Annotated in this window: 16 protein-coding genes, 1 tRNA gene and 1 pseudogene; 10 read left to right on the top strand and 8 right to left on the bottom strand. The window is 59.2% G+C overall.

The window, feature by feature from the left end:
• Positions 1-248: 248 nt before the first annotated feature.
• Positions 249-2,309 carry a lytic transglycosylase domain-containing protein gene (locus ACT6VE_RS05525; protein WP_444797610.1) on the top strand — a complete coding sequence of 687 codons (2,061 nt, stop codon included), beginning with the start codon at positions 249-251 and terminating at the stop codon, positions 2,307-2,309.
• A gap of 112 nt (positions 2,310-2,421) precedes the next feature.
• Positions 2,422-3,315: an alpha/beta fold hydrolase gene (locus ACT6VE_RS05520; RefSeq protein WP_444797609.1), complete on the top strand. Its 894-nt coding sequence runs from the start codon at positions 2,422-2,424 to the stop codon at positions 3,313-3,315.
• A 112-nt stretch (positions 3,316-3,427) separates the two neighbouring features.
• Here the strand turns inward: ACT6VE_RS05520 and ACT6VE_RS05515 are convergent, their stop codons facing one another.
• The 3 genes from ACT6VE_RS05515 to ACT6VE_RS05505 all read right to left on the bottom strand — a co-directional run bounded on the left by ACT6VE_RS05515 (position 3,428) and on the right by ACT6VE_RS05505 (position 8,244).
• Entirely contained in the window at positions 3,428-4,522 is a 1,095-nt protein-coding gene (locus ACT6VE_RS05515) for a porin (RefSeq protein ID WP_444797608.1), read from the bottom strand.
• Positions 4,523-5,153: 631 nt separating this feature from the next.
• The gene (locus ACT6VE_RS05510; protein WP_444797607.1) at positions 5,154-6,506 is read right to left on the bottom strand and encodes a calcium-binding protein; all 1,353 of its coding nucleotides are present in this window, start codon (positions 6,504-6,506) and stop codon (positions 5,154-5,156) included.
• A gap of 361 nt (positions 6,507-6,867) precedes the next feature.
• Positions 6,868-8,244 (bottom strand): calcium-binding protein, encoded by a 1,377-nt coding sequence (locus ACT6VE_RS05505; RefSeq protein WP_444797606.1) that lies wholly within the window; start codon positions 8,242-8,244, stop codon positions 6,868-6,870.
• A gap of 364 nt (positions 8,245-8,608) precedes the next feature.
• Between ACT6VE_RS05505 and ACT6VE_RS05500 the strand changes: the two genes are divergently transcribed.
• The 3 genes and pseudogenes from ACT6VE_RS05500 to rhuM all read left to right on the top strand — a co-directional run bounded on the left by ACT6VE_RS05500 (position 8,609) and on the right by rhuM (position 10,749).
• Positions 8,609-8,755 carry a hypothetical protein gene (locus ACT6VE_RS05500; RefSeq protein ID WP_444797605.1) on the top strand — a complete coding sequence of 49 codons (147 nt, stop codon included), beginning with the start codon at positions 8,609-8,611 and terminating at the stop codon, positions 8,753-8,755.
• Between the two features lie 169 nt (positions 8,756-8,924).
• Positions 8,925-9,713 carry a hypothetical protein gene (locus ACT6VE_RS05495; protein ID WP_444797604.1) on the top strand — a complete coding sequence of 263 codons (789 nt, stop codon included), beginning with the start codon at positions 8,925-8,927 and terminating at the stop codon, positions 9,711-9,713.
• A gap of 13 nt (positions 9,714-9,726) precedes the next feature.
• Positions 9,727-10,749 (top strand): annotated as a pseudogene (gene rhuM / locus ACT6VE_RS05490) (RhuM family protein).
• A 150-nt stretch (positions 10,750-10,899) separates the two neighbouring features.
• Here the strand turns inward: rhuM and ACT6VE_RS05485 are convergent.
• The gene (locus ACT6VE_RS05485; RefSeq protein WP_444797603.1) at positions 10,900-11,043 is read right to left on the bottom strand and encodes a hypothetical protein; all 144 of its coding nucleotides are present in this window, start codon (positions 11,041-11,043) and stop codon (positions 10,900-10,902) included.
• A 145-nt stretch (positions 11,044-11,188) separates the two neighbouring features.
• Here ACT6VE_RS05485 and ACT6VE_RS05480 point away from each other — a divergent pair, with 145 nt between their 5' ends.
• Complete coding sequence (locus ACT6VE_RS05480; protein ID WP_444797602.1) at positions 11,189-11,437, top strand: hypothetical protein; 249 nt, start codon at positions 11,189-11,191, stop codon at positions 11,435-11,437.
• Between the two features lie 242 nt (positions 11,438-11,679).
• Here the strand turns inward: ACT6VE_RS05480 and ACT6VE_RS05475 are convergent, their stop codons facing one another.
• Together ACT6VE_RS05475 and ACT6VE_RS05470 are read right to left on the bottom strand one after the other, a co-directional pair.
• On the bottom strand, positions 11,680-11,985 hold the full coding sequence (locus ACT6VE_RS05475) for a hypothetical protein (RefSeq protein ID WP_444797601.1): 306 nt from the start codon (positions 11,983-11,985) through the stop codon (positions 11,680-11,682).
• Positions 11,986-12,686: 701 nt separating this feature from the next.
• A tRNA-Cys gene (locus ACT6VE_RS05470) sits at positions 12,687-12,760 on the bottom strand.
• Between the two features lie 206 nt (positions 12,761-12,966).
• Between ACT6VE_RS05470 and ACT6VE_RS05465 the strand changes: the two genes are divergently transcribed.
• The gene (locus tag ACT6VE_RS05465) at positions 12,967-13,233 is read left to right on the top strand and encodes a hypothetical protein (RefSeq protein ID WP_444797600.1); all 267 of its coding nucleotides are present in this window, start codon (positions 12,967-12,969) and stop codon (positions 13,231-13,233) included.
• Positions 13,234-13,305: 72 nt separating this feature from the next.
• Here the strand turns inward: ACT6VE_RS05465 and exbD are convergent, their stop codons facing one another.
• Positions 13,306-13,734 (bottom strand): TonB system transport protein ExbD, encoded by a 429-nt coding sequence (gene exbD / locus ACT6VE_RS05460; RefSeq protein WP_444797599.1) that lies wholly within the window; start codon positions 13,732-13,734, stop codon positions 13,306-13,308.
• A gap of 4 nt (positions 13,735-13,738) precedes the next feature.
• A complete protein-coding gene (gene exbB / locus ACT6VE_RS05455; RefSeq protein WP_444797598.1) occupies positions 13,739-14,806 on the bottom strand; it encodes a tonB-system energizer ExbB in 1,068 nt (355 codons plus the stop codon).
• A gap of 308 nt (positions 14,807-15,114) precedes the next feature.
• Between exbB and ACT6VE_RS05450 the strand changes: the two genes are divergently transcribed.
• From ACT6VE_RS05450 to ACT6VE_RS05440, 3 genes are all read left to right on the top strand, one after another.
• Positions 15,115-15,765: a protein-L-isoaspartate O-methyltransferase family protein gene (locus ACT6VE_RS05450; protein ID WP_444797893.1), complete on the top strand. Its 651-nt coding sequence runs from the start codon at positions 15,115-15,117 to the stop codon at positions 15,763-15,765.
• 260 nt (positions 15,766-16,025) lie between these two features.
• Complete coding sequence (locus ACT6VE_RS05445; protein WP_444797597.1) at positions 16,026-17,426, top strand: TolC family outer membrane protein; 1,401 nt, start codon at positions 16,026-16,028, stop codon at positions 17,424-17,426.
• A gap of 152 nt (positions 17,427-17,578) precedes the next feature.
• Positions 17,579-18,361 carry a PopZ family protein gene (locus ACT6VE_RS05440; RefSeq protein WP_444797596.1) on the top strand — a complete coding sequence of 261 codons (783 nt, stop codon included), beginning with the start codon at positions 17,579-17,581 and terminating at the stop codon, positions 18,359-18,361.
• Positions 18,362-18,448: the final 87 nt, after the last annotated feature.

Genomic DNA, 18,448 nt, shown 5'->3' with positions numbered 1-18,448 from the left:
AATAGTCGGGTGACAGGCATGCGGCAAGCGCCGCGACGGGCGTTTTTCATGCACAATCAAGGCGGAAATGACGTTGGACGCGCGAATATTCGCTTCGTGTGATCCGTCGTCTGAAAAGCAGCGACCTTCACGGCTTAGTGAGGGCTGCCATTAAGGTTTCGTTAAGGCAACAAAGGGTTAATGATTGTCAAAGATCAGGTGGAAAGTGACCGTCAGACGCGCCGCCTGCCAGGCATCCGGGATATGATATGATCTCGACGAACAGTTTTGCCCTCTGCGCCCTGCTGCTTGCCGGAATTGCCGGTCTCGCCCTGCGCTCTTCGCCCGTGGAGGCGGAAAACACCGCGATAAAGCCGCTCGGTTTTGCGGCCGACATGCCGTCGAAGGACGTCATCACCAATGCCATTCCGCGGCTGGATACTCCGGAGCTGGCGAGCGCTGAACTGCGCGAAGGCCTCGATGCCCTTTCCAACCGGGATGCGGCCGCGGCCATGGCCGCACGAGACCGCCTGCCCTCCGGCAGCCTCGACCGCCATATCCTGACCTGGGCGATTGCCGTGTCCGGCCAGCGCGGCGTGCCCTCCTGGGAAATCGCCGCTGCCCAGCGCGAGCTAAAAGGCTGGCCCGGCCTGAAGGCGCTGCGCGCCAACTCGGAACGGGCGCTCGCCCGCGAAAATGCATCGGCCAACGACACTCTCGCGGCCTTTGGCACAACACGCCCCGAAACGGCAGAAGGCACTCTCGTTCTCTGCCGAGCCCTGGTGGCGACAGGCAATACGGCGCGCGCCGGCGAACTCCTGCGGTCCTTCTGGCAGAAGGAGACGCTTTCCAAGGACCTCGAAAGCAAGGTTCTCGATGAATTCGGGCCCCTGTTGACCGTCGCGGATCACAAGGCCCGCATGGAAATGCTGCTCTATCGCGACCAGGCCGACCGGGCACAGCGCTTTGGCGATCTCGGCAAGGCACAGTCGCTCTATCGCGCCTGGGCGGCCGTCATCCGCAAAAACAAGACCGCCGGCGAACTGATCAAGGCCGTTGCTGCGGACTGGCAGAAGGATCCGGCCTATACGTTCCTGCGCATACGCTACCTTCGCAACAAGGAAGAATACCGCGCTGCCGGCAAGCTCTTTGCCGCGATGCCGGAGGATCCGGCGCGCCTCGTCAATCCGGGTGCATGGTGGAACGAACAGCGCATCGTTAGCCGCGGCCTTGCCGATCTCGGCGACTACCGCGATGCCTACCGGGTGGCGGCCCGCCACGGTGCGAATGACCCGACGGACATCGTCGAGGCAGAATTCCACGCCGGCTGGTATGCCCTGCGCGACCTCGGCGATGCAAAGGCCGCGGCTGGCCATTTCCAGCGCATCCTGCAGACCTCCGACCGCCCGCTCTCCGTATCCCGCGCCTGGTACTGGCTCGGGCGCGCGGCGGAAAAGGGCGGACCGGGTGATGCGAAGGAGTATTTCACCAAGGCTGCCAACTATCCGGGCACGTTCTACGGGCAGCTCGCCGGAGCCCGGCTTGGTCACAAGGCACTCAACGTTTCCTATCCCACCCCGTCGGCGGAAGAGCGCGCACGCTTTAACCAGCGCGAGGCCGTAAAGGCGATCGCCCGCCTGCAAGCCGCCGGCCACGGCTGGCGTGCCGAAAGCCTTTATCGCGCACTCGCCGGTGAGTTGATGAACCCCGGTGAACTTGCCCTCCTTGCCGCGCAGGCGGAAAAGGGGGCCAATCACCAGCTCTCGCTGCAGGTCGGCAAGATCGCCTTCGGGCGCGGAATCGACGTAGCCGCCCTCGCCTTCCCCATCGGCGTCATTCCCGATGGCGCCGATATTGCCGGCTCCGGCAAGGCGCTTGCCTATGCCATCGCCCGCCAGGAAAGCGCCTTCAACCCCGCCGCCGTCTCACCCGCCAACGCGCAGGGCCTCCTGCAACTGATGCCGGGCACCGCGCAGGGTGTGGCGAAACGCTACGGCCTCGCCTATTCCAAGGAACGGCTGACCACTGACGCCGCCTATAACGCAACGCTCGGCGCGCACTATCTCGGCGAGCAGATCAGCGATTTCGGCGGCTCTTACGTCCTGACCTTCATTGCCTACAATGCCGGCCCGCGCCGCGTGCCGCAATGGATCGCCCGCTACGGCGATCCGCGCGGCAAGCCGATCGATGAGGTCGTCGACTGGATCGAGCGCATCCCCTTCTCGGAGACCCGCGGCTATGTGCAGCGTGTCATGGAGAACTATCAGGTCTACAAGACACGGCTCGGCCAGACGGCCGATATCGTGCACGATCTCAGCGTCGGGCGCTGATTCGGCCGGAAGCCTTTCCTCGCCATGCGATGACCACACACACCTTGTCCTGAAGAGATGGCCTCTCTACGCTACCCCGACATCATAGGCAGCGCATGACAGGAATCGAAACATGGATTTATTTGAAAGCCGCTTCTTCACCGCTGAAGACGGTCTGAGGCTTCACGCCCGGGTCTACGACCCTGCCGGCAACCGGTCGGGCACGCCCGAGGACCGCCTTCCCGTCATCTGCCTGCCCGGTCTCAGCCGCAATGTGCGCGACTTTCACCAATTTGCGCTGCGCGCCGCGCAAGACCCCCGTGCACCGCGTCGCGTCATCGCGCTCGACTACCGCGGCCGGGGGCTTTCGGATTACGATCCAAACCCGGTAAACTATAATATCAAGATTGAGTGCCTCGACGTCATCACCGTCTGCACCGCACTCGGCATCTCCCGCGCCATTTTCGTGGGGACCTCGCGAGGCGGGTTCATCCTGCACATCATGGCCGCGCTGAAGCCGGAGCTGATCGCCGGAGCGATCCTCAACGATATCGGACCGGAAATCGAGGCCGAGGGCTTGCGGGATATCCGGGACTATCTCTCCAAACGGTCATCGCCTGCCAATTTCGAGGAAGCGGCTGACGGGCTGGCGCGCATCCATGGCGCGGCCTTCCCCGCCCTCTCCCGTACGGACTGGCTCGATATGGCCGAAGCGCTTTACACCGAAAAGGAAGGGCATCTTGTCACGGACTACGATCCGAAACTGACGGACCAATTGCAGACGATCGATTTCTCAAAACCGCTGCCGACCCTATGGCCGCAATTCGAGCTGCTGGCAAAGGCGCCGCTACTCGTCGTGCGCGGTGACCATTCGCGCCTGCTTTCGCAGGAAGCTCTCGCCCGCATGGCCGCACACTCCTCGCGCGTCAAAACTGTGACCGCGCCGGGACAGGGTCATGCACCGCTCCTGCATCATCCGGACGTCTTTTCGTCTGTCCGGGACTTTCTGGCAGGGCTCGGCAACTGAACGCAGACGAAACGCGATGCTCACACAGCGTGGTTTGACATTCCCCTCGCCCAAACGAAAAAGACCCGGCTCGAAAGCCGGGTCTCCCATCACTGACAGAAGTCAGATCAGATTAGAACGAGCGCTGAAGACGGACGAAGCCGCTGAAGTTGGAGTCTGCGCGCGTGTCGAAATCTTCATACTGAACGCTGACCTTGGTGGTCAGGTCCTTGACGATTTCGTAATCGAGCGTCACGCCAGTTCTCCAGCCGTCTTCGTCGGAGAAGTCACCGCTAACCGTGCCAGCGCCGCCGAAGCCAGTCGGGTTCAGGCTACCGAAGTACTGAACGCCGGGGGTGATCGAGAACTTCTCGTTGATCTGTGCCTTGTAGGAGGCAGCAACCGACCACTCGGACGCGTTCCAGTAACGGTTCGCACCAGAAGCCCAGACAGCGAATGCCTGCAGCTGGCCCGGGCCGAGATCGGCCGAGATCAGGCCGCGGATAGCGCCTTCTTCAGCGTCGAAGTCGTAGGAAGCGAGGAGGTCAGCGGAAACGGCACCGAAGGCACCCGAGACCTGAGCCGAAACGCCCCAGTCGTCGGAGAACTTGGAGTCACCGTCTACAGCAGGGAAGATGCCGATGGCGTTGTTCTTTGCTTCGTGGTCGTTGAAGCTTTCGATCGCAGCCGAAGCCGAGAACGAACCAGCTTCATACGTGTAGGAAACGGCATTGTAGATCGCCGAGAAACCGGAGTCGTTGTAGTCGGTTTCGCCGTTGATGCCCTTATCCCAGTAGCCGTAGAAGTAACCGGCCTTGAAACCGCCGAGCTGGATCCAGGCGCCGTCGAGCTTCGTGACGCCATCGTTGGAGTCAGCCTGAAGGTCGATATGGCCGGTCAGCGTGCCGAGTTCGGTGTCGCTCTTGGCGTCGAGCGAGATGTAACCACGGCTGTTATAGTTGTAACCGTCTTCCAGTACGATGCTACCATCCGGACGAACGCCCCGAACAGAATCCTGCGCCAGGTTCATCTGGAAACGAACGTAACCGCTGATCTGCAGGCAGGTTTCCGTGCCCGGGATGTAGAAGTAACCCGTGCCGAATGCGTCGCAAACGCGAACGTATTCCATGGGCTCCGGCTCGGCAGCGACGATAGCGTCGGCAGCCTGGGCGCCGGATACTGCTGCGAGAGCTGCAGCGGAGCCGATAAGAAGGCTCTTAATGTTCATTTCTGACCTCCAGTCAAAAAGTTTCAAACGGGTCTGGGTTTTTTGCTGAAGGACAGCGTTCCCTGCCCCATACCCAAGTTCAGGAAGCGGACGATCAACCGCCCCTTCTTCCGAGGTTGAAAATACAAGACGCGGTTCCGTAAGCAATCTCCAAACTGAAAGGAGGCGGGGTTTGTGTCAGCCTTCGCCCAACGCTGTTGCGGAAAGGACACAAAATGGCGAACCGGATCGCTAAAAGTTTATGGATTATTAACAAAATGCCTTATGAAGCGGGCACTTAGCGACCTTACCCTCGCCGAGGGAAATGCCATAACCAAGGCAGGAAGTGGGCAAACCCCGCGCTATAAGGTGGCGGCCAGGCGGTTTTGGCGCGCTCGCCCCTTCCTATCGTCGCCCGAAAGCCAGCGGGAACCGAGAATCGGAAGGCGCGACTCGGCGAAGCGATTCGAGCCGAGTCGTTAGGCGGAGGGCCACGAAGAACCTGACAACCGACTCGAAAGGATAGCTCCAAGGGGCCCATGGCCGTCGGTCACGCCGCCGCTTCCGACACAGCGCGCCGAAACGGCAACGGCCCCGCACGAAGCGGGGCCGTCTGAATGAGGAGCAGGCGCCTCGATGGCGCCATCCGGCACTACAAAATAAAATCAGTGCCCTTTAGATCGATCACACCGTCAAGCCGGATTGAAAAGTCGATACCCGCGTCACCGTTCAAGTCGCCATATATAAAGGTATCGCCGCCCTTCTTGAAATAGCGAAGCTCCCCCGCCTTCTCACTGAAGTCCTTCGTTCCGACAAACGTGAAGGCCTGATTGCCTGAAACCGTCGAACGCGCATCGATTGCGGACAGGTCGACCTTGTCTTTCTCAGTTCGCGAGAAATCGAAGATCGTGTCACGCGAGATCACCAGGCTGTCCTTATAGGACTTCAGGATGAACGTATCCGCGCCGCTACCGCCATAGAGCTTATCGGCTCCCAGGCCGCCGACCAGCTTGTCATTGCCCCCGCCGCCTTTGAGCGTGTCGTTGCCGGCAGCGCCTGAAAGCGTATTGCGACCGGAATTACCGGCGATAACGTTGTTGAGCGCATTGCCCGTGCCATTCAAATCACTCGCCGTCTTCAGCACGAGATTTTCGACATTTGCAGCCAGGGCGTAACTTATCAGAGCGTTGACGAGGTCTGTGCCTTCGTTTGTCTTTTCCGTAACGACATCCCGCGCGTCCTCGACAAAGAACGTGTCGTTGCCAAGCCCCCCGAACATGCTGTCGGCACCCGCCCGCCCGTTGAGAATGTTTGCGGCATCTGTCCCCACCAACGTGTTGTTAAGGGCGTTGCCTGTGCCATTGAGCGCCTCCGACCCCGTGAGGGTCAGGGCCTCGACATTCTCCGAAAGCGTGTAGGAAACGGAACTAAAGACCGTGTCGCGCCCTTCGCCGGCATATTCCCAGACGACATCGCGCGCATTATCGACATGATAGATGTCGTTCCCTTCCTCGCCCAGCAGGATATCCCGCCCGGCGCCGCCATCGAGATCGTCATTGCCACGTCCGCCGATGATTGTGTCGTCGCCGTTGTAACCGAACAGGGAATCGCCAAGCCCCTCCCCCTTGATCCTGTCGTCGCCGTCGAAAATAAGCGCGGCGATCTGCTCGGCAGTCAAGGACCCATCGAAATTGATTAAATCGAGACTAAATCCCGATATTCTGTAGGAACCCAACTCCTCATCGTCGTAAAACGTTTCCCATTGGTAATCGAACTGCGTGACTGTTCCAGTCAAAGATGTCAGTTCAAACGTATCTGGATCAACAATATATTCGAATTCACCGGTGAGCGTATAGTAATATTTCTCATAGACGTTCCAGATTTCCCCATAATACAGTTCGTCTGTCGTCGTCGTTCCCGGCTCCCATTGAGCCTCTGCTTTCCACATTTCAAGAAAATTGAGACCAACGCCCTTCGTACCACCGGAACCGTAAAAAACAGCCATATCCCTAACCCTCACATATTCCGATCTTCATGCTGCATGCCGCTACACGAAAATCAATTCGAACCAAGAGGGAAGTAACGTAGACCGAGCGAAACCTCGCCCCCCAACTGGAGTCTAATCGTCGTCGCTATTTCTTTTTTCTTTTCCGGGGCCAGATGATGCACATCAACAGCAACGCATTGCACCGAGGTAGCGGCGCGCTTGCGACTACAAGACCATCGCGCAGCACCGAAGCGGCGCAAACCTGGCGGATATTGCGGGAGGGGGGCCGTTCGGCCGTCAGACCGCTATGCCCGGCCCGCACAAAAAAGCCCCGCGCATAGCGGGGCCTTGATTGAACCAAAAACAATGGCGCCGTTCATCAGAGGATGAAATCGGAACTTTTCAGATCGAATACGCCGTTGAGGCGGATCGAGAAATCGATACCGGTATCACCGTCGAGGTCGCCATAGATGAAGGTCTCGCCGTCCTTCTTGAAATAACGCAGCTCGCCGCCCTTGTCGCTGAACTGCTTGGTGCCGATAAAGGTGAAGGCTTGGTTGCCTGCCGCCGTTATGCGCGCGTCAAGAATGGACAGATCGATCTTGTCCTTCTGCGATTGAGAGAAGTCATAGATCGTGTCGCGCGACGCCAGCACGCTGTCCCTGAAGGATTTCAGGATGAAGGTGTCAGCCCCGCGACCGCCATAGAGCTTGTCCGCGCCGAGACCGCCGATCAACCTGTCATTGCCCAAAAACCCGTCGAGCGTATCGTTGCCCAACTCCCCGGAAAGCGTGTTCGCGCCTAAATGGCCGCGAATGATGTTGTCGAGGGCGTTGCCGGTGCCGCTCAGGTTACCGGAGCCTTGAAGCGTAAGATTTTCGACATCGGAACCCAGCGTATAGCTTCTCGCGGCATATACGAGGTCTGTGCCCTCATTTTTCAATTCCCGTACGACATCAAATGCGTTGTCGACGAAGTAGGTATCATCACCTGCACCGCCATACATGGAGTCTCGACCTTTACGGCCATCCAGAGTGTTCGCTCCCGCGTTGCCACCCAAAACATTGTTGACGGCGTTGCCGATGCCGGTGTCGTCCCCGGTTCCTGTCAAGTACAGCGTTTCAACGTTTTCCGGTAGTCTGTAGGAAATCGTACTGAAGACCGCATCCGTCCCTTCGTCGTAAAACTCCCAGACAACATCCCGGTAGTTGTCGACATAATAGGTGTCGTCTCCCGCCTCGCCCGTCATGATGTCACGGCCGGATCCTCCGTTGAGAATATCGCGACCAGTGCCGCCAATAATCGTATCGTTACCGCCGTAACCGTAAAGTGTGTTTGTATAGGGAGCGTCGAAGTCTGAATCAGGGCGTTTCACGCCTTCGATTCTGTCGTTTCCGGCAAAAATAAGTGCGGCGAGCTGCTCTGGGGTTAGTGAGCCGTCGAATTTACTCACGTCGAGGCTGAAGTCGGAGATTCTGAACGACGCCTCCTCGAAGACGTTGGCAGTGTCTTCCATATGATAATCGAACTGCGTAACCGTTCCGGTTAAGGACGTGAGTTCCAGCGTATCCGGGTCCACACTATACTCAAAGGATCCGGTCAACCTGTATTGGTCAATCCTGTAAAAACCTAGCTTTTCATAATGGATCTCAGTCGTGGCCGTCTTGCCAGCCTCCCATTCGGCGGCGGCCTTCCACATTGTGAGAAAATTGAGCGCGGTGCTTCTCGTATCACCTGAACCAAAAAAAGTGGCCATAGCCTTACATCCTCCGCGTTTAACCCGGGATGCTCGCATAACGTTTACAGGATCGTCAAATCAATTCCGGCTGGCTGCACGGCTACGAGCCTGGCTATGTGGCGGAAGTGCCGGGCGAAGAGCCGGCGGCGGCGGATGTGGCGAAAGTAGCTGCCTAAACGCCAAACAGGATCCACGGCGGAATGCCGAGCATCATCAGCCCGGCAACGACCAGCGCGCCTGCCGCCCACAGCGTTTTGTCCTGCTCCTTCTGCGCTTGCGATCTGCCTTTCATAGCGGCCTCCCAGCCAGCGTGATCGGAAGCTCGAATTCCCATCCGGCCAGTTTGTTCCCGGCCACTGCCTTCACCCAAAAGGAAAACACCATGATACCGACCCTGGCCATCCAGGAGTGCTGGATTGTGCTCGGCTATTACGGCCGTTCACCCGTGTGGTTTGGGTTCGACGGCTCAATGGGGCCAACAAGGCTTTGGGCAGATTTCGCCAATTCTGCGAGCTGCCCGGCGATTTGAACGAGCTGCTGAGCTGCTAGGGCTCGCTCCGCCAACTGTAGCTGCTGAATGGCTGCGTCGAGGTCGTTCGGCACTCGCAACCGTTCCAGCATCGCCCTTCCTCCAATGATTCGCCGTCCGAAATTATCCCATAGAATCTACTGGGTTCAACATAAATAAGGAAAGCATCATGAACCGCTCCGCATTCTATGCGTCGGTGCGCCAACGCGCGTCCGGCGTTTTCGGCACGTCTTTATCTCAGGCTCAGGTAGAGGGCTGCAAGGCTATCCTCGACGAGGCGGAGAGGCGAGGGACGTCTGTCTTCCACCTCGCCGCTATCCTGTCCGAGGTCTACCACGAGACCGGCGGACAGATGCAGCCGGTAAAGGAGACGGTCTACGCCAACAGCAAGGACCGGAACCCGACCGACGCGGCCGTGATCAAGCGGCTCGATACCGCGTTTGCAAAGGGGCAGCTGACGTGGGTGAAGAAACCCTATTGGCGGGAAGGTTGGTTTGGCAGGGGACTGATTCAGATCACACACGAGGCAAACTATCGAAAGCTGGGGCTGTCGAAGGATACGGCGCTGGTGCTTTCATCCTCCGTCCGCGCCACTTTCGACGGAATGGAGCAGGGGCTGTTCACCGACCGGAAACTCTCCGATTACGACTATCTGGTCACCCGCAATCCCGATGTGCCGGGCTTCAAGTACTACGCCTCCCGCGCCATCGTGAACGGCGACACGGCGGGCAATGGCGCGATGATTGCTACCTATGCCAAGGCGTTCGAGACGGGCTTGTCGCGGCCGAGTACAAGTCAAAGCCCGTTGTCTCTCACGAAATGCCTGTTCGCGACACTCAAGCGCCTTTGCGTGTCATCGATACCAAGCAACCCGAAAAGCCCGCGATCCTCACGCAGGGCCCGGTCCCGTCCGGCGGCTGGCTCGCCGCTCTCATCTCCAAGCTCGCAACCCTTCTGAAAGGCGGCAAACCATGATCCCGGTTATGGCGACGGATGACGAGGAAACTGTTGGTCGTGCAATCGGGGCGCGGGCGAGGGCTCGGAAGCTCTCTGCTGATCAGCGAACGGGCATTGCCAAAAAGGCGGCCGAGGCTCGTTGGAGCCGACCTCAAGTGCCGAGAGAGGACAAGCCTCAGCCACTGGCAAATATCACCTATGAGCGCGACGACGCCGTGGCCGTCGATATTGCATTTGACCCTGGTTCGCAGGAGATAATGGCAACGCGGGATCAGATTGCGAGCCTTTTCAAGGTCACCAAACAGAATGTCGGTCAGTACCTAAAAAACATTTTCGCCACCGACGAACTCGATGAAAATTCAGTCGTAAAGAAAACCTTTATTACTGCCGTTGACGGCAAGAATTACCTTACTGCTGTCTACAACCTTGATGCTATCATCGCGGTCGGGTATCGAGTCAGTTCGAAAGAAGCGACCAGATTCAGGCAGTGGTAGAGTAAAATATTGAGGGCGTACCTTGAGCAAGGCTACGTCATCAACGAGAAAGTTCTCTGGGAATCCCCGGATAAGCTGAACAAGCTGAACAAGCTGGCGGCAGAAGTCCGCGCCCTTCGTTTCTCGGAAAAGCATGTTTACGCCAAAGTGCGTGAATGCTTCAAAATCTCGTCTTCCGATTATGATAAGGATTCAGGCGAGGTTAGGAAGTTCTACGCTCTGCTTCAAGATAAGTTTCACCATGCGGTGACCGGCATGACGAGCTCGAAGCTGTTGATGGATAGGGCTAAGAAGGCCGAGAGGCCGACAGTCGATGACGCGACCACGGGAAAGAACTTCTTGAAGCCGGAGGAGCTATACGGGTTGCATTTGCTCTCCGAGCAATTCCTGCTCTATGCGGAATCGACGGCGCTGGCTCAGCGGAAGATGACAATGAAGTCTCTTCACTCCCAGCTCGATCGCCTTTTGACGCTAAATGAATATCCTGTTCTTGATGGATACAACGATTTCATAAAGATAGAAGCCGAAAAGCACGCGCGCTGAGCTCGGACTGTTTCGTAAGCGCGTGAAGATCGAGGCGATGGGGATCGTTTATGATGAGGGCGCGTTGGCCTATGGTGAGTACGACGACATCCTGATGGAAGAAGCGTGATAGCCCCAATGGGCGGCTTGTGAGCTGCCCAATTCATTGGCTCAATGCGTCGTCCCTTTGCGTCTGGCTATGTCTTCGGCGTTCAACAGTTCGACCAGGTCGTCGGCAACCTCGATGTCCAGCCCGTCTTGCGGCACGCCATTCACCTCGGCCGTCAATCCGGTGAATATGTCGTAGACCGCCACATGCCGGTTCCGTCCTCGCGCATGTCGAAGCGGTTTTGAGGTTTCGGTTGTTGGGTATCGATCCTTCCAAAACGCCTTTCGCACGATACCACGATTCCATCAACCGAACCGTGGTAGAAGCAGTTTAGCGTACAGGAGAATGAGCATGGCATCGTATTTCGTGGTTCAGTCCTTCAGCCCGGGTAAGCGCGGCATGAAGCCAGACATAGCAGTCCAGGCCAATAGCCTCGTGCATGCAAGGCGGGTGGCGGAGCGCCTGGCGCTGAGCAAGCCCATGGTCTTTGCGACTGTGATGGAAGGAGATCCAGAGAGTGGCGACTTTGGCGAGCCGAAGCTGATCTATTTCCATGGTGACGAAATGCCGGAGGAAGTCAGCAATATGCAACCGGTCTAAGAGGGCGCGCCTGCGGTAGCGCTTAATTCCCCATCACGTTCAATAGGCGCTGCGATCTCCAAGCCGACCCGCTTATATCCGGCACTCTGATCTGCGGTTCGATTTCTATATCCGAATAAGCCCCCGGCCTCTTTCGCCGTCTTCAGAAAAGCCTTCCGCGCCGCGGCGGGCTCTTCCTTCTCTTCGATTACTGCGTGGCACTTTCCCCGCGCTTTGCTCACGCGACTATCCGTTATGGATTCTCAAATCCCCGACCCGTCGAGTTCCTTGTCGTCCTTACCCTCCCAAGCGGGCGGCAGGGATATTTGATCGACACTGACGGGGGGCAAGGACATCCAGCATTTTAGTTCTGGCTCCGTATACTCGATAATCCGGCCCGGCGCAGAGTCAGAAGATCGCCAGGCATCTCCGCCGAATCGATCACCATTCGACCAGTAAACGAGATCAACTGCTCCCGGTCCTTGTTCGGATGGGCGTATCGTAACGAGGATGCGGCTGCCGTCCCTCGGCGCGGTTCGCATCGGTCGCCAGCGGTTTGGCTCTTCCATTGCTGGCTCCTTCTTACAAGATGTCGGAGTGTTACCTCGCGAGGTAGAACGGTCAACTCATACTTTGGGCAAGAGTTCAGCGCCAACGCCGGGGCGTCCGTTTGAACTGAAAAGTAAGCAGCCGCTTCTAGGGACGTGAAGCGGCTCCGTGCAGGCATTTGATTGGGGAACCAAAATGCTCAGTGGATACCGGGCGACCGCTTGTCCATATTCGTGATCGCAGCCACTTATTCCCCTTGCCCCGTTTTATTCCATCTCCGGCAGCCCGCCAGCCTGAAACAGTATCGTCGGCGGGCCGAACTTTCCAATGGCTGGGTCCGCATCGCGGCTCCGCCGGTTGCTCACACCGCGCCATTTGGCGTATCAAAAACCGCCGAGGCTCTAATCGCTGCCGGATGAAAGTTCAGGGGCAGGTCACCATCGTTGTAACGAGTGTCCTCAGATCTATGCGCAGGAAGCAATTAGCGGCGGACGCCGCTTTCATCAGGCGTTCAAGGTCTTTCTGCCGAAAGCTGGATCGTCCCATATTCCAAGGCTGCCAGACCGTGTTGCATGTTGCATCCATGTCGCATGGATTTGCCGAGGGTGGCGGGAAACCGCTGGAAATCAAAGGAAACCAGTTGCAACACAGTGCAACATGAAAACCGAAAGGGTAAGGACCCTGCTGGGGATTATGTTATTGGCTTCATTTAGGAAAATTTTGGAGGCCTCGCCCGGAATCGAACCGGGGTGCAAGGATTTGCAGTCCTCTGCGTAACCACTCCGCCACGAGGCCGTCCGTCTTGCTATAAAGCGAGTGGTGCCGGGCGTTTAGAACGAATTTAGAAAGGGCGCAAGAGGCTTCCCGCGCATTGTGGATTTTTTCCGCTGCCATATGCATTTTGCTCGCCCGGAGCTTGATACGGCATTTAAAACCCTACTTATCGTATGTGGTGGCTCGTGACGAAACACGCTGGGCCTCAACACACGGGAGAGAATCTTATGCCCAATCCGAAAGCCCTTGCGGCGATGGCGATTGCATTCGCTCTATCGGGCTGTGCGCCTTCCACGCTGGAACCCATACGCGGCAGCATTATCTACAATGGGCAGCCGCGGACGAAGCTGACGAAATCGCCGATCGGCAGTACGTTTGACCACAAATTCATTGGCCAGTCCGGCGACCAATATATCGAAACGTACCGCATAGCCCCGGATCGCTCGCTGGAGCTTCTGTCCCGCTACAAGTTGGAAATCGTCGATTCCCGGTAGCCTGATCAAATGATGCCGTTTCGGGGCGGTTCGAGAGGAGGCGCGTTCGCAAACGCGCCTCACATTTCGCTGCTATTGCGCCGGTGCGGCGCCTTCCAGCCCGACGAGGGCGATCTTGGCGTAGCCTGCTGCGCGTAGCAGGTTCATCACATCCATGACGCTGCCATAGTCGACGGCCTTGTCGGCGCGCAGCAGGATCCGCGTCTGCTTGTTGCCTTCCGTCACGGCATCGAGTTCCGGCCCGAAATTGTCGCGCGCGATCTCGCCGTTGCCGATCGACACTGCCAGATCCTTCTTCAGCGTCATGAAGACCGGCCTGTCCTCGCGCGGGGTCGGCTGGGCGACGGAGGAGGGCAGGTCGACATTGATGTCGACGGTGGCGAGCGGTGCTGCCACCATGAAGATGATGAGCAGAACCAGCATGACGTCGATGAACGGCGTCACGTTGATTTCGCTGTTTTCCTCGAGGTCGTCGCCGCTATCCTTGATCTTGCTGACCATGGCGTCACCCGATCTTCACGACGGAGCCGGCGGCACGTTCGCTGCGCTGCGCGGGGTGGCGCATGGCGCGACGCACGTCGAGGTCGCGGCTGGCGAGCCGTTCGATCGCAGCCGACGCATCGGCGAGGTTCTGGCGGTAGCCCGTGATGGCGCGGGCGAGGAAGTTGTAGAACACCACGGCGGGGATGGCTGCGACGAGGCCGATTGCGGTCGCCAGAAGCGCTTCGGCAATGCCTGGCGCGACGATGGCGAGGTTGGTGGTCTGCGCTTTCGAGATGCCGATGAACGAGTTCATGATGCCCCAGACGGTACCGAAAAGGCCGACGAACGGGCCGGTCGAGCCGATCGTGGCCAGCAGGCCCGTGCCCTTGGCGATGCGGCGGCCGGCATGGGCTTCCATGCGCGAAAGGCGCGAGGCGATGCGTTCCTTCACGCCGCCATCCGACACGTGGTCGAGAACACCTTCGGACAATTCCATCTCTTCCCGGGCGGCGCGGGTCATGCGGGCAGCCACGCCGCGATTGCGGCCGAGTGCCTGTTCGCCGTCCTCCAGGCCGCGCGCGGCGGAGAGCCGGCGGACCGCATGGCTGGCGGAGCGCTGGGCGCTGCCGAGTTCGGCGATCTTTACCAGAAGCACGGTCCAGGTGACGATGGAGGCAAAGGTCAGGCCGAGCATCACGCCTTTGACGACGATGTCGGCGGCCATGAACATGCCCCAGGGGGAGAGGTCGTGCGGCAGGCCGGACTGGCGTTCGCCGGCCGCCGGCTCTGCGTCAGCGAGCGCTTCAAGCTCGGTTGCCGTCTCTCCGGCGGGTGCCGTGCCCGTATCTGCCGGGTTCACCGGATTTTCGGCCGTGTTTTCACCGGCCGCGGGGCGGGATGTCGTGTCGGTCGTAGAGGCACCGTCCGTTGCAGCGCCTGCCGCCTGTCCCGATGTTACAGGTTGGTTGTCCGTCTGGACCGACGGGGTCTCCTGGGTCTGCGCCGACACGGTATGCGGGGTGGTAAGCGCCATCAGGAGGATCGCGAGTAGCAGTCGAGACCGTTTCAGCACGGTGTATTCCTCTTGCATGTCTCAGTTAAACGAAGCCCGCTCGCTGGAGCGGGCAGGGTACGGGCGCGAGGCGCTCCTAAAACCTGAGTTCTTGATACGACATTATACGTAAGACAGGCAATGATATGTTGAGTAATTTATTCATGATAATGCCTGGGGCGCCCAGATACCTGGTTTGCGTCCTCACGGCAGCGCGGTTTTTGCGCGCAAGCCGTCGCCGCCTATGGACACCCGGCCTGAAACCGCACTAAGACAATCGCGACGCATCCGGCATAGCAACCGGGCCTTTGTGCCGCGGTCTGCCGTTACTCACAGGGCTAGAGATGATTGACTACAAAGCAGCGCGCACGAAGATGGTGGACAACCAGATCCGTACGACGGATGTGACGTCGCACGAGGTGCTCGACGCGTTCCTCACCGTTGCGCGCGAAGAGTTCGTGCCCGCGGCCGTAAAGCCGCTCGCCTATATCGACGATGATATCCAGATTGCACCCGGCCGCTACCTCATGGAGCCGTCGCCGCTTGCCAAACTGATCCAGCTTGCGGAAGTCGCGCCCACGGATGTGGTGCTCGAAGTCGGCTGTGGCACCGGCTACGCCTCGGCGATACTTTCGAAGCTTGGAAGTTCGGTCGTGGCGATCGAGAGCGATGCAACGCTCGCGGCGACCGCTACGGAAACCCTGTCCCGTCTCGGCTATGACAATGTCGCCGTGGTCGTCTGTGATCTCGAGACCGGTTACGCGCCTGAAGCGCCTTATGATGTCGTCTTCGTGCATGGCGCCGTGGAATTCGTTCCGGATGCACTCCTGGCGCAGCTGCGCGACGGCGGCCGTTTCGTCGTCGTCGAGGGCTACGGCAATGCCTCGCAGGCCCGTCTCTATATCAAGGAGGGCGGCCACGTTTCCGAGCGCAACGTTTTCAACACGGCGGTCAAGCCATTGCCCGGCTTCCGCAAGGCAAAAGAATTCGTTTTCTGAGATCGCTCTGTTGAAATGAGAATTGGCGGGCCTGATTTGTTGCGCTTTGGCAACGGGCCTGCCGTATTGTCGCGTTCAAACGGCTTGCTGCCTGTCTGTCGGCTATTCCCCGATGAACTTAGAGGCAATATCGCGAGCGGCGCGGGCACTGTCCCAAAACGGTATCCCGCGACCCAAAAGTCTAGCCGGCGGGTGTGCCGGTGCGTACTGTGTAGGGAGAGGCTCTGCGGCGGGCCGATCCAGGATCGGAGTTTCGTACTGTGTCCAATCTTCGTCGAACCGCTCTTGCGCTCGCTTTAGCCTCCGCCGCGCTGGTGATGCCTTGCAACGTCTCCGCTGAGACGCTGGCGGGTGCGATGGCCAAGGCCTACCAGAACAATCCCGATCTCAATGCCGCCCGGGCATCGCTGCGCGCCATCGACGAGAATGTCACGATTGCCAAAGCGGGCATGCGGCCACGGGTCAACCTGGTGACACAGTCGGAGCTGAACCGCACGAACCTTGATGTAGGGCAAAGAATTCCTTTTTCGCTACGGCGTGGTGCGAGGCGCGAGGAAGTCTTCACGTCGAGCTACGGCCTCACCATCACACAGCAGATTTTTGATGGTTTCCAGACACTCTATCGCGTCAAGGTCGCTGAAGCGAACGTGCTGGCCAACCGCGAGTCGCTGCGCGCCAACGAAATCTCGATCCTGCTGGCGGCCGTCGAATCCTACGCCAACATTGCGCGCGATCAGCAGATCCTCGTGATCCGCAAGCAGAACATCGCCTTTTTGCAGGAACAGCTCAAGGCTTCCGGCGCACGCCTCGATGTCGGCGAGGGGACGCGCACCGATGTCAGCCTGGCGGAAGCGGATCTTGCTGCTGCCAAGGCTTTGCTGACGGCAGCGGTTTCGCAGCTCAAGCAGAGCGAAGCTGCCTATGTGCAGATCGTCGGGGAAATGCCGAAGGGCATCAAGCAACCGGCCTCGGCGAAGAAGGCGATGCCGGCTTCGCTCGACCAGGCGGTCGCCACCGGCATGCGGGAGAACCCGAATATTCTGGCTGCCATGCGCAGCGTCGATGCGGCCGGGTACAATGTGAAGGTTGCCGAAGGCACCATGCTGCCGGGTGTCTCGCTGCAAGGCGACGTCTACAAATCCGTCAACAGCGAGGAAGGTCCTGCCGACAATATCAGCAGCTCCCTTTCCGCCCGTCTTACCGTACCTCTGTACCAGGGGGGCGCGGAATACGGCCAGATCCGTCAGGCCAAGGAGCAACTCGGCCAGCGGCAGATCCTTGTCGATTCCGCCCGAATGGACGTGCAGCGCACGGTCGTTTCGGCCTATGCGCAGTTTGAAGCGTCGGTAGCCTCGATCTCGGCCATCGGGGCACAGATCGAGGCGGCCAACATGGCGCTTGAAGGCGTGATCGAAGAGCGCAATGTCGGCCAGCGCACGACGCTCGACGTGCTGAACGTGCAGCAAAACGTGCTCGATGCACGGGAAGACCTTGCGATTTCCCAGCGCAATGCGGTTGTCGCCAGCTATTCGGTGCTCGCCGCCACCGGTAACCTGACGGTTCGCAGCCAGGATCTGGACGTGGCGGAATATCGCTCCGAGGTGCACTACGAGGCCGTCAAGGACAAGTGGTTCGGCCTGAGAACCGTCGACGGTCGCTAGCCTCGCCCTTGGCAGCACAAACAAATCTGTGCATCACTCGTAACACATGATTCGCGGCGATTTAGTTCGCTATGGAACTCGCCTAGGGTTTTCGGATGTCCGGCACGCCCTTATGCGGCAGGCCGTGGACGCCGCAGCGATCGGGGATAGAAATGGCTCAGCCAAATGTAGCGCGTGAACCGTCCATGGATGAAATCCTGGCGTCCATTCGCAAGATCATCGAAAACAACGAAGCCCTGACAGATTTTGCTGCCGATGCGCAGGACGACGAGGGTTTCGACATTACGACCGAGAGCCATTCCAACTTGCTGGATCACCCGTCTGTCGTCGAGCGGTTCCACGCGGAAGAACATCGCTCCGCGGGAGTTCAGCCAATCCAGCGAACGGAACCCCTGTCGAGCAGCCAGCCGGCGCTGTCGCTGGCCGATGTTGCCGCGCGCGTTCGGGCTGCTTCGGAACGCCACATTGCTGCGAACCGCGAGCCAATGGAGCGCGAGCCTGTCTTGGTGGATCCGCAGGAGGTTGCCGCGGAGAGGGAAAGCCCGTTGGCGGTCGTGCCTATGACGCCGGCAGCCAATCGGTTTCTGCCCATGGCCGAACTGGTTGAAAAAATCGAGCCTGTTGTGGAAACGTTCGAGGCAGCCCGTCCGTTCGTGGAGCCGGTCCGGCAGGAAGAGGTTCGCGTCGCCGAGCCGACCGCCGTGGTCCGCGACATCGCGACTCTCGTTTCGCCGGCCGTCGGCGAGCGGGTCGCGCAGTCGTTCGGTGCGCTGGCTGAGGCAATCGATGCCGGTCCGCGCCGCTCCTTCGACGAGATCGCCGAGGAAATGTTGCGCCCGATGCTGCAGGACTGGCTCGAAGACAACCTGCCGACGCTCGTCGAGCGGCTGGTGCGCGAAGAGATCGAGCGCGTGGCGCGCGGCCCGCGCCGCTGACCGACGTCGCCATTCCTTAATCAAATTATGGTTTGAGCCGCGCCGGCCCCCCGGTGCGGCTTTTCTCTGATATTGTTGACTTCACGC

Origin of the sequence: Shinella sp., assembly GCF_052438155.1 — a bacterium.
Lineage (GTDB): Bacteria > Pseudomonadota > Alphaproteobacteria > Rhizobiales > Rhizobiaceae > Shinella.
Note: the sequence above shows the minus strand (reverse complement) of the source record. Positions and strands in the feature narration are given on the sequence as shown.

Bases quoted from the DNA above. Each gene is read 5' to 3' on its own strand.
- ACT6VE_RS05525 (WP_444797610.1), top strand. From the start codon at position 249: ATGATCTCGACGAACAGTTTTGCCCTCTGCGCCCTGCTGCTTGCCGGA.
- ACT6VE_RS05520 (WP_444797609.1), top strand. From the start codon at position 2,422: ATGGATTTATTTGAAAGCCGCTTCTTCACCGCTGAAGACGGTCTGAGG.
- ACT6VE_RS05515 (WP_444797608.1), bottom strand. From the start codon at position 4,522: ATGAACATTAAGAGCCTTCTTATCGGCTCCGCTGCAGCTCTCGCAGCA.
- ACT6VE_RS05510 (WP_444797607.1), bottom strand. From the start codon at position 6,506: ATGGCTGTTTTTTACGGTTCCGGTGGTACGAAGGGCGTTGGTCTCAAT.
- ACT6VE_RS05505 (WP_444797606.1), bottom strand. From the start codon at position 8,244: ATGGCCACTTTTTTTGGTTCAGGTGATACGAGAAGCACCGCGCTCAAT.
- ACT6VE_RS05500 (WP_444797605.1), top strand. From the start codon at position 8,609: ATGATACCGACCCTGGCCATCCAGGAGTGCTGGATTGTGCTCGGCTAT.
- ACT6VE_RS05495 (WP_444797604.1), top strand. From the start codon at position 8,925: ATGAACCGCTCCGCATTCTATGCGTCGGTGCGCCAACGCGCGTCCGGC.
- ACT6VE_RS05480 (WP_444797602.1), top strand. From the start codon at position 11,189: ATGGCATCGTATTTCGTGGTTCAGTCCTTCAGCCCGGGTAAGCGCGGC.
- ACT6VE_RS05475 (WP_444797601.1), bottom strand. From the start codon at position 11,985: ATGGAAGAGCCAAACCGCTGGCGACCGATGCGAACCGCGCCGAGGGAC.
- ACT6VE_RS05465 (WP_444797600.1), top strand. From the start codon at position 12,967: ATGCCCAATCCGAAAGCCCTTGCGGCGATGGCGATTGCATTCGCTCTA.
- exbD (WP_444797599.1), bottom strand. From the start codon at position 13,734: ATGGTCAGCAAGATCAAGGATAGCGGCGACGACCTCGAGGAAAACAGC.
- exbB (WP_444797598.1), bottom strand. From the start codon at position 14,806: ATGCAAGAGGAATACACCGTGCTGAAACGGTCTCGACTGCTACTCGCG.
- ACT6VE_RS05440 (WP_444797596.1), top strand. From the start codon at position 17,579: ATGGCTCAGCCAAATGTAGCGCGTGAACCGTCCATGGATGAAATCCTG.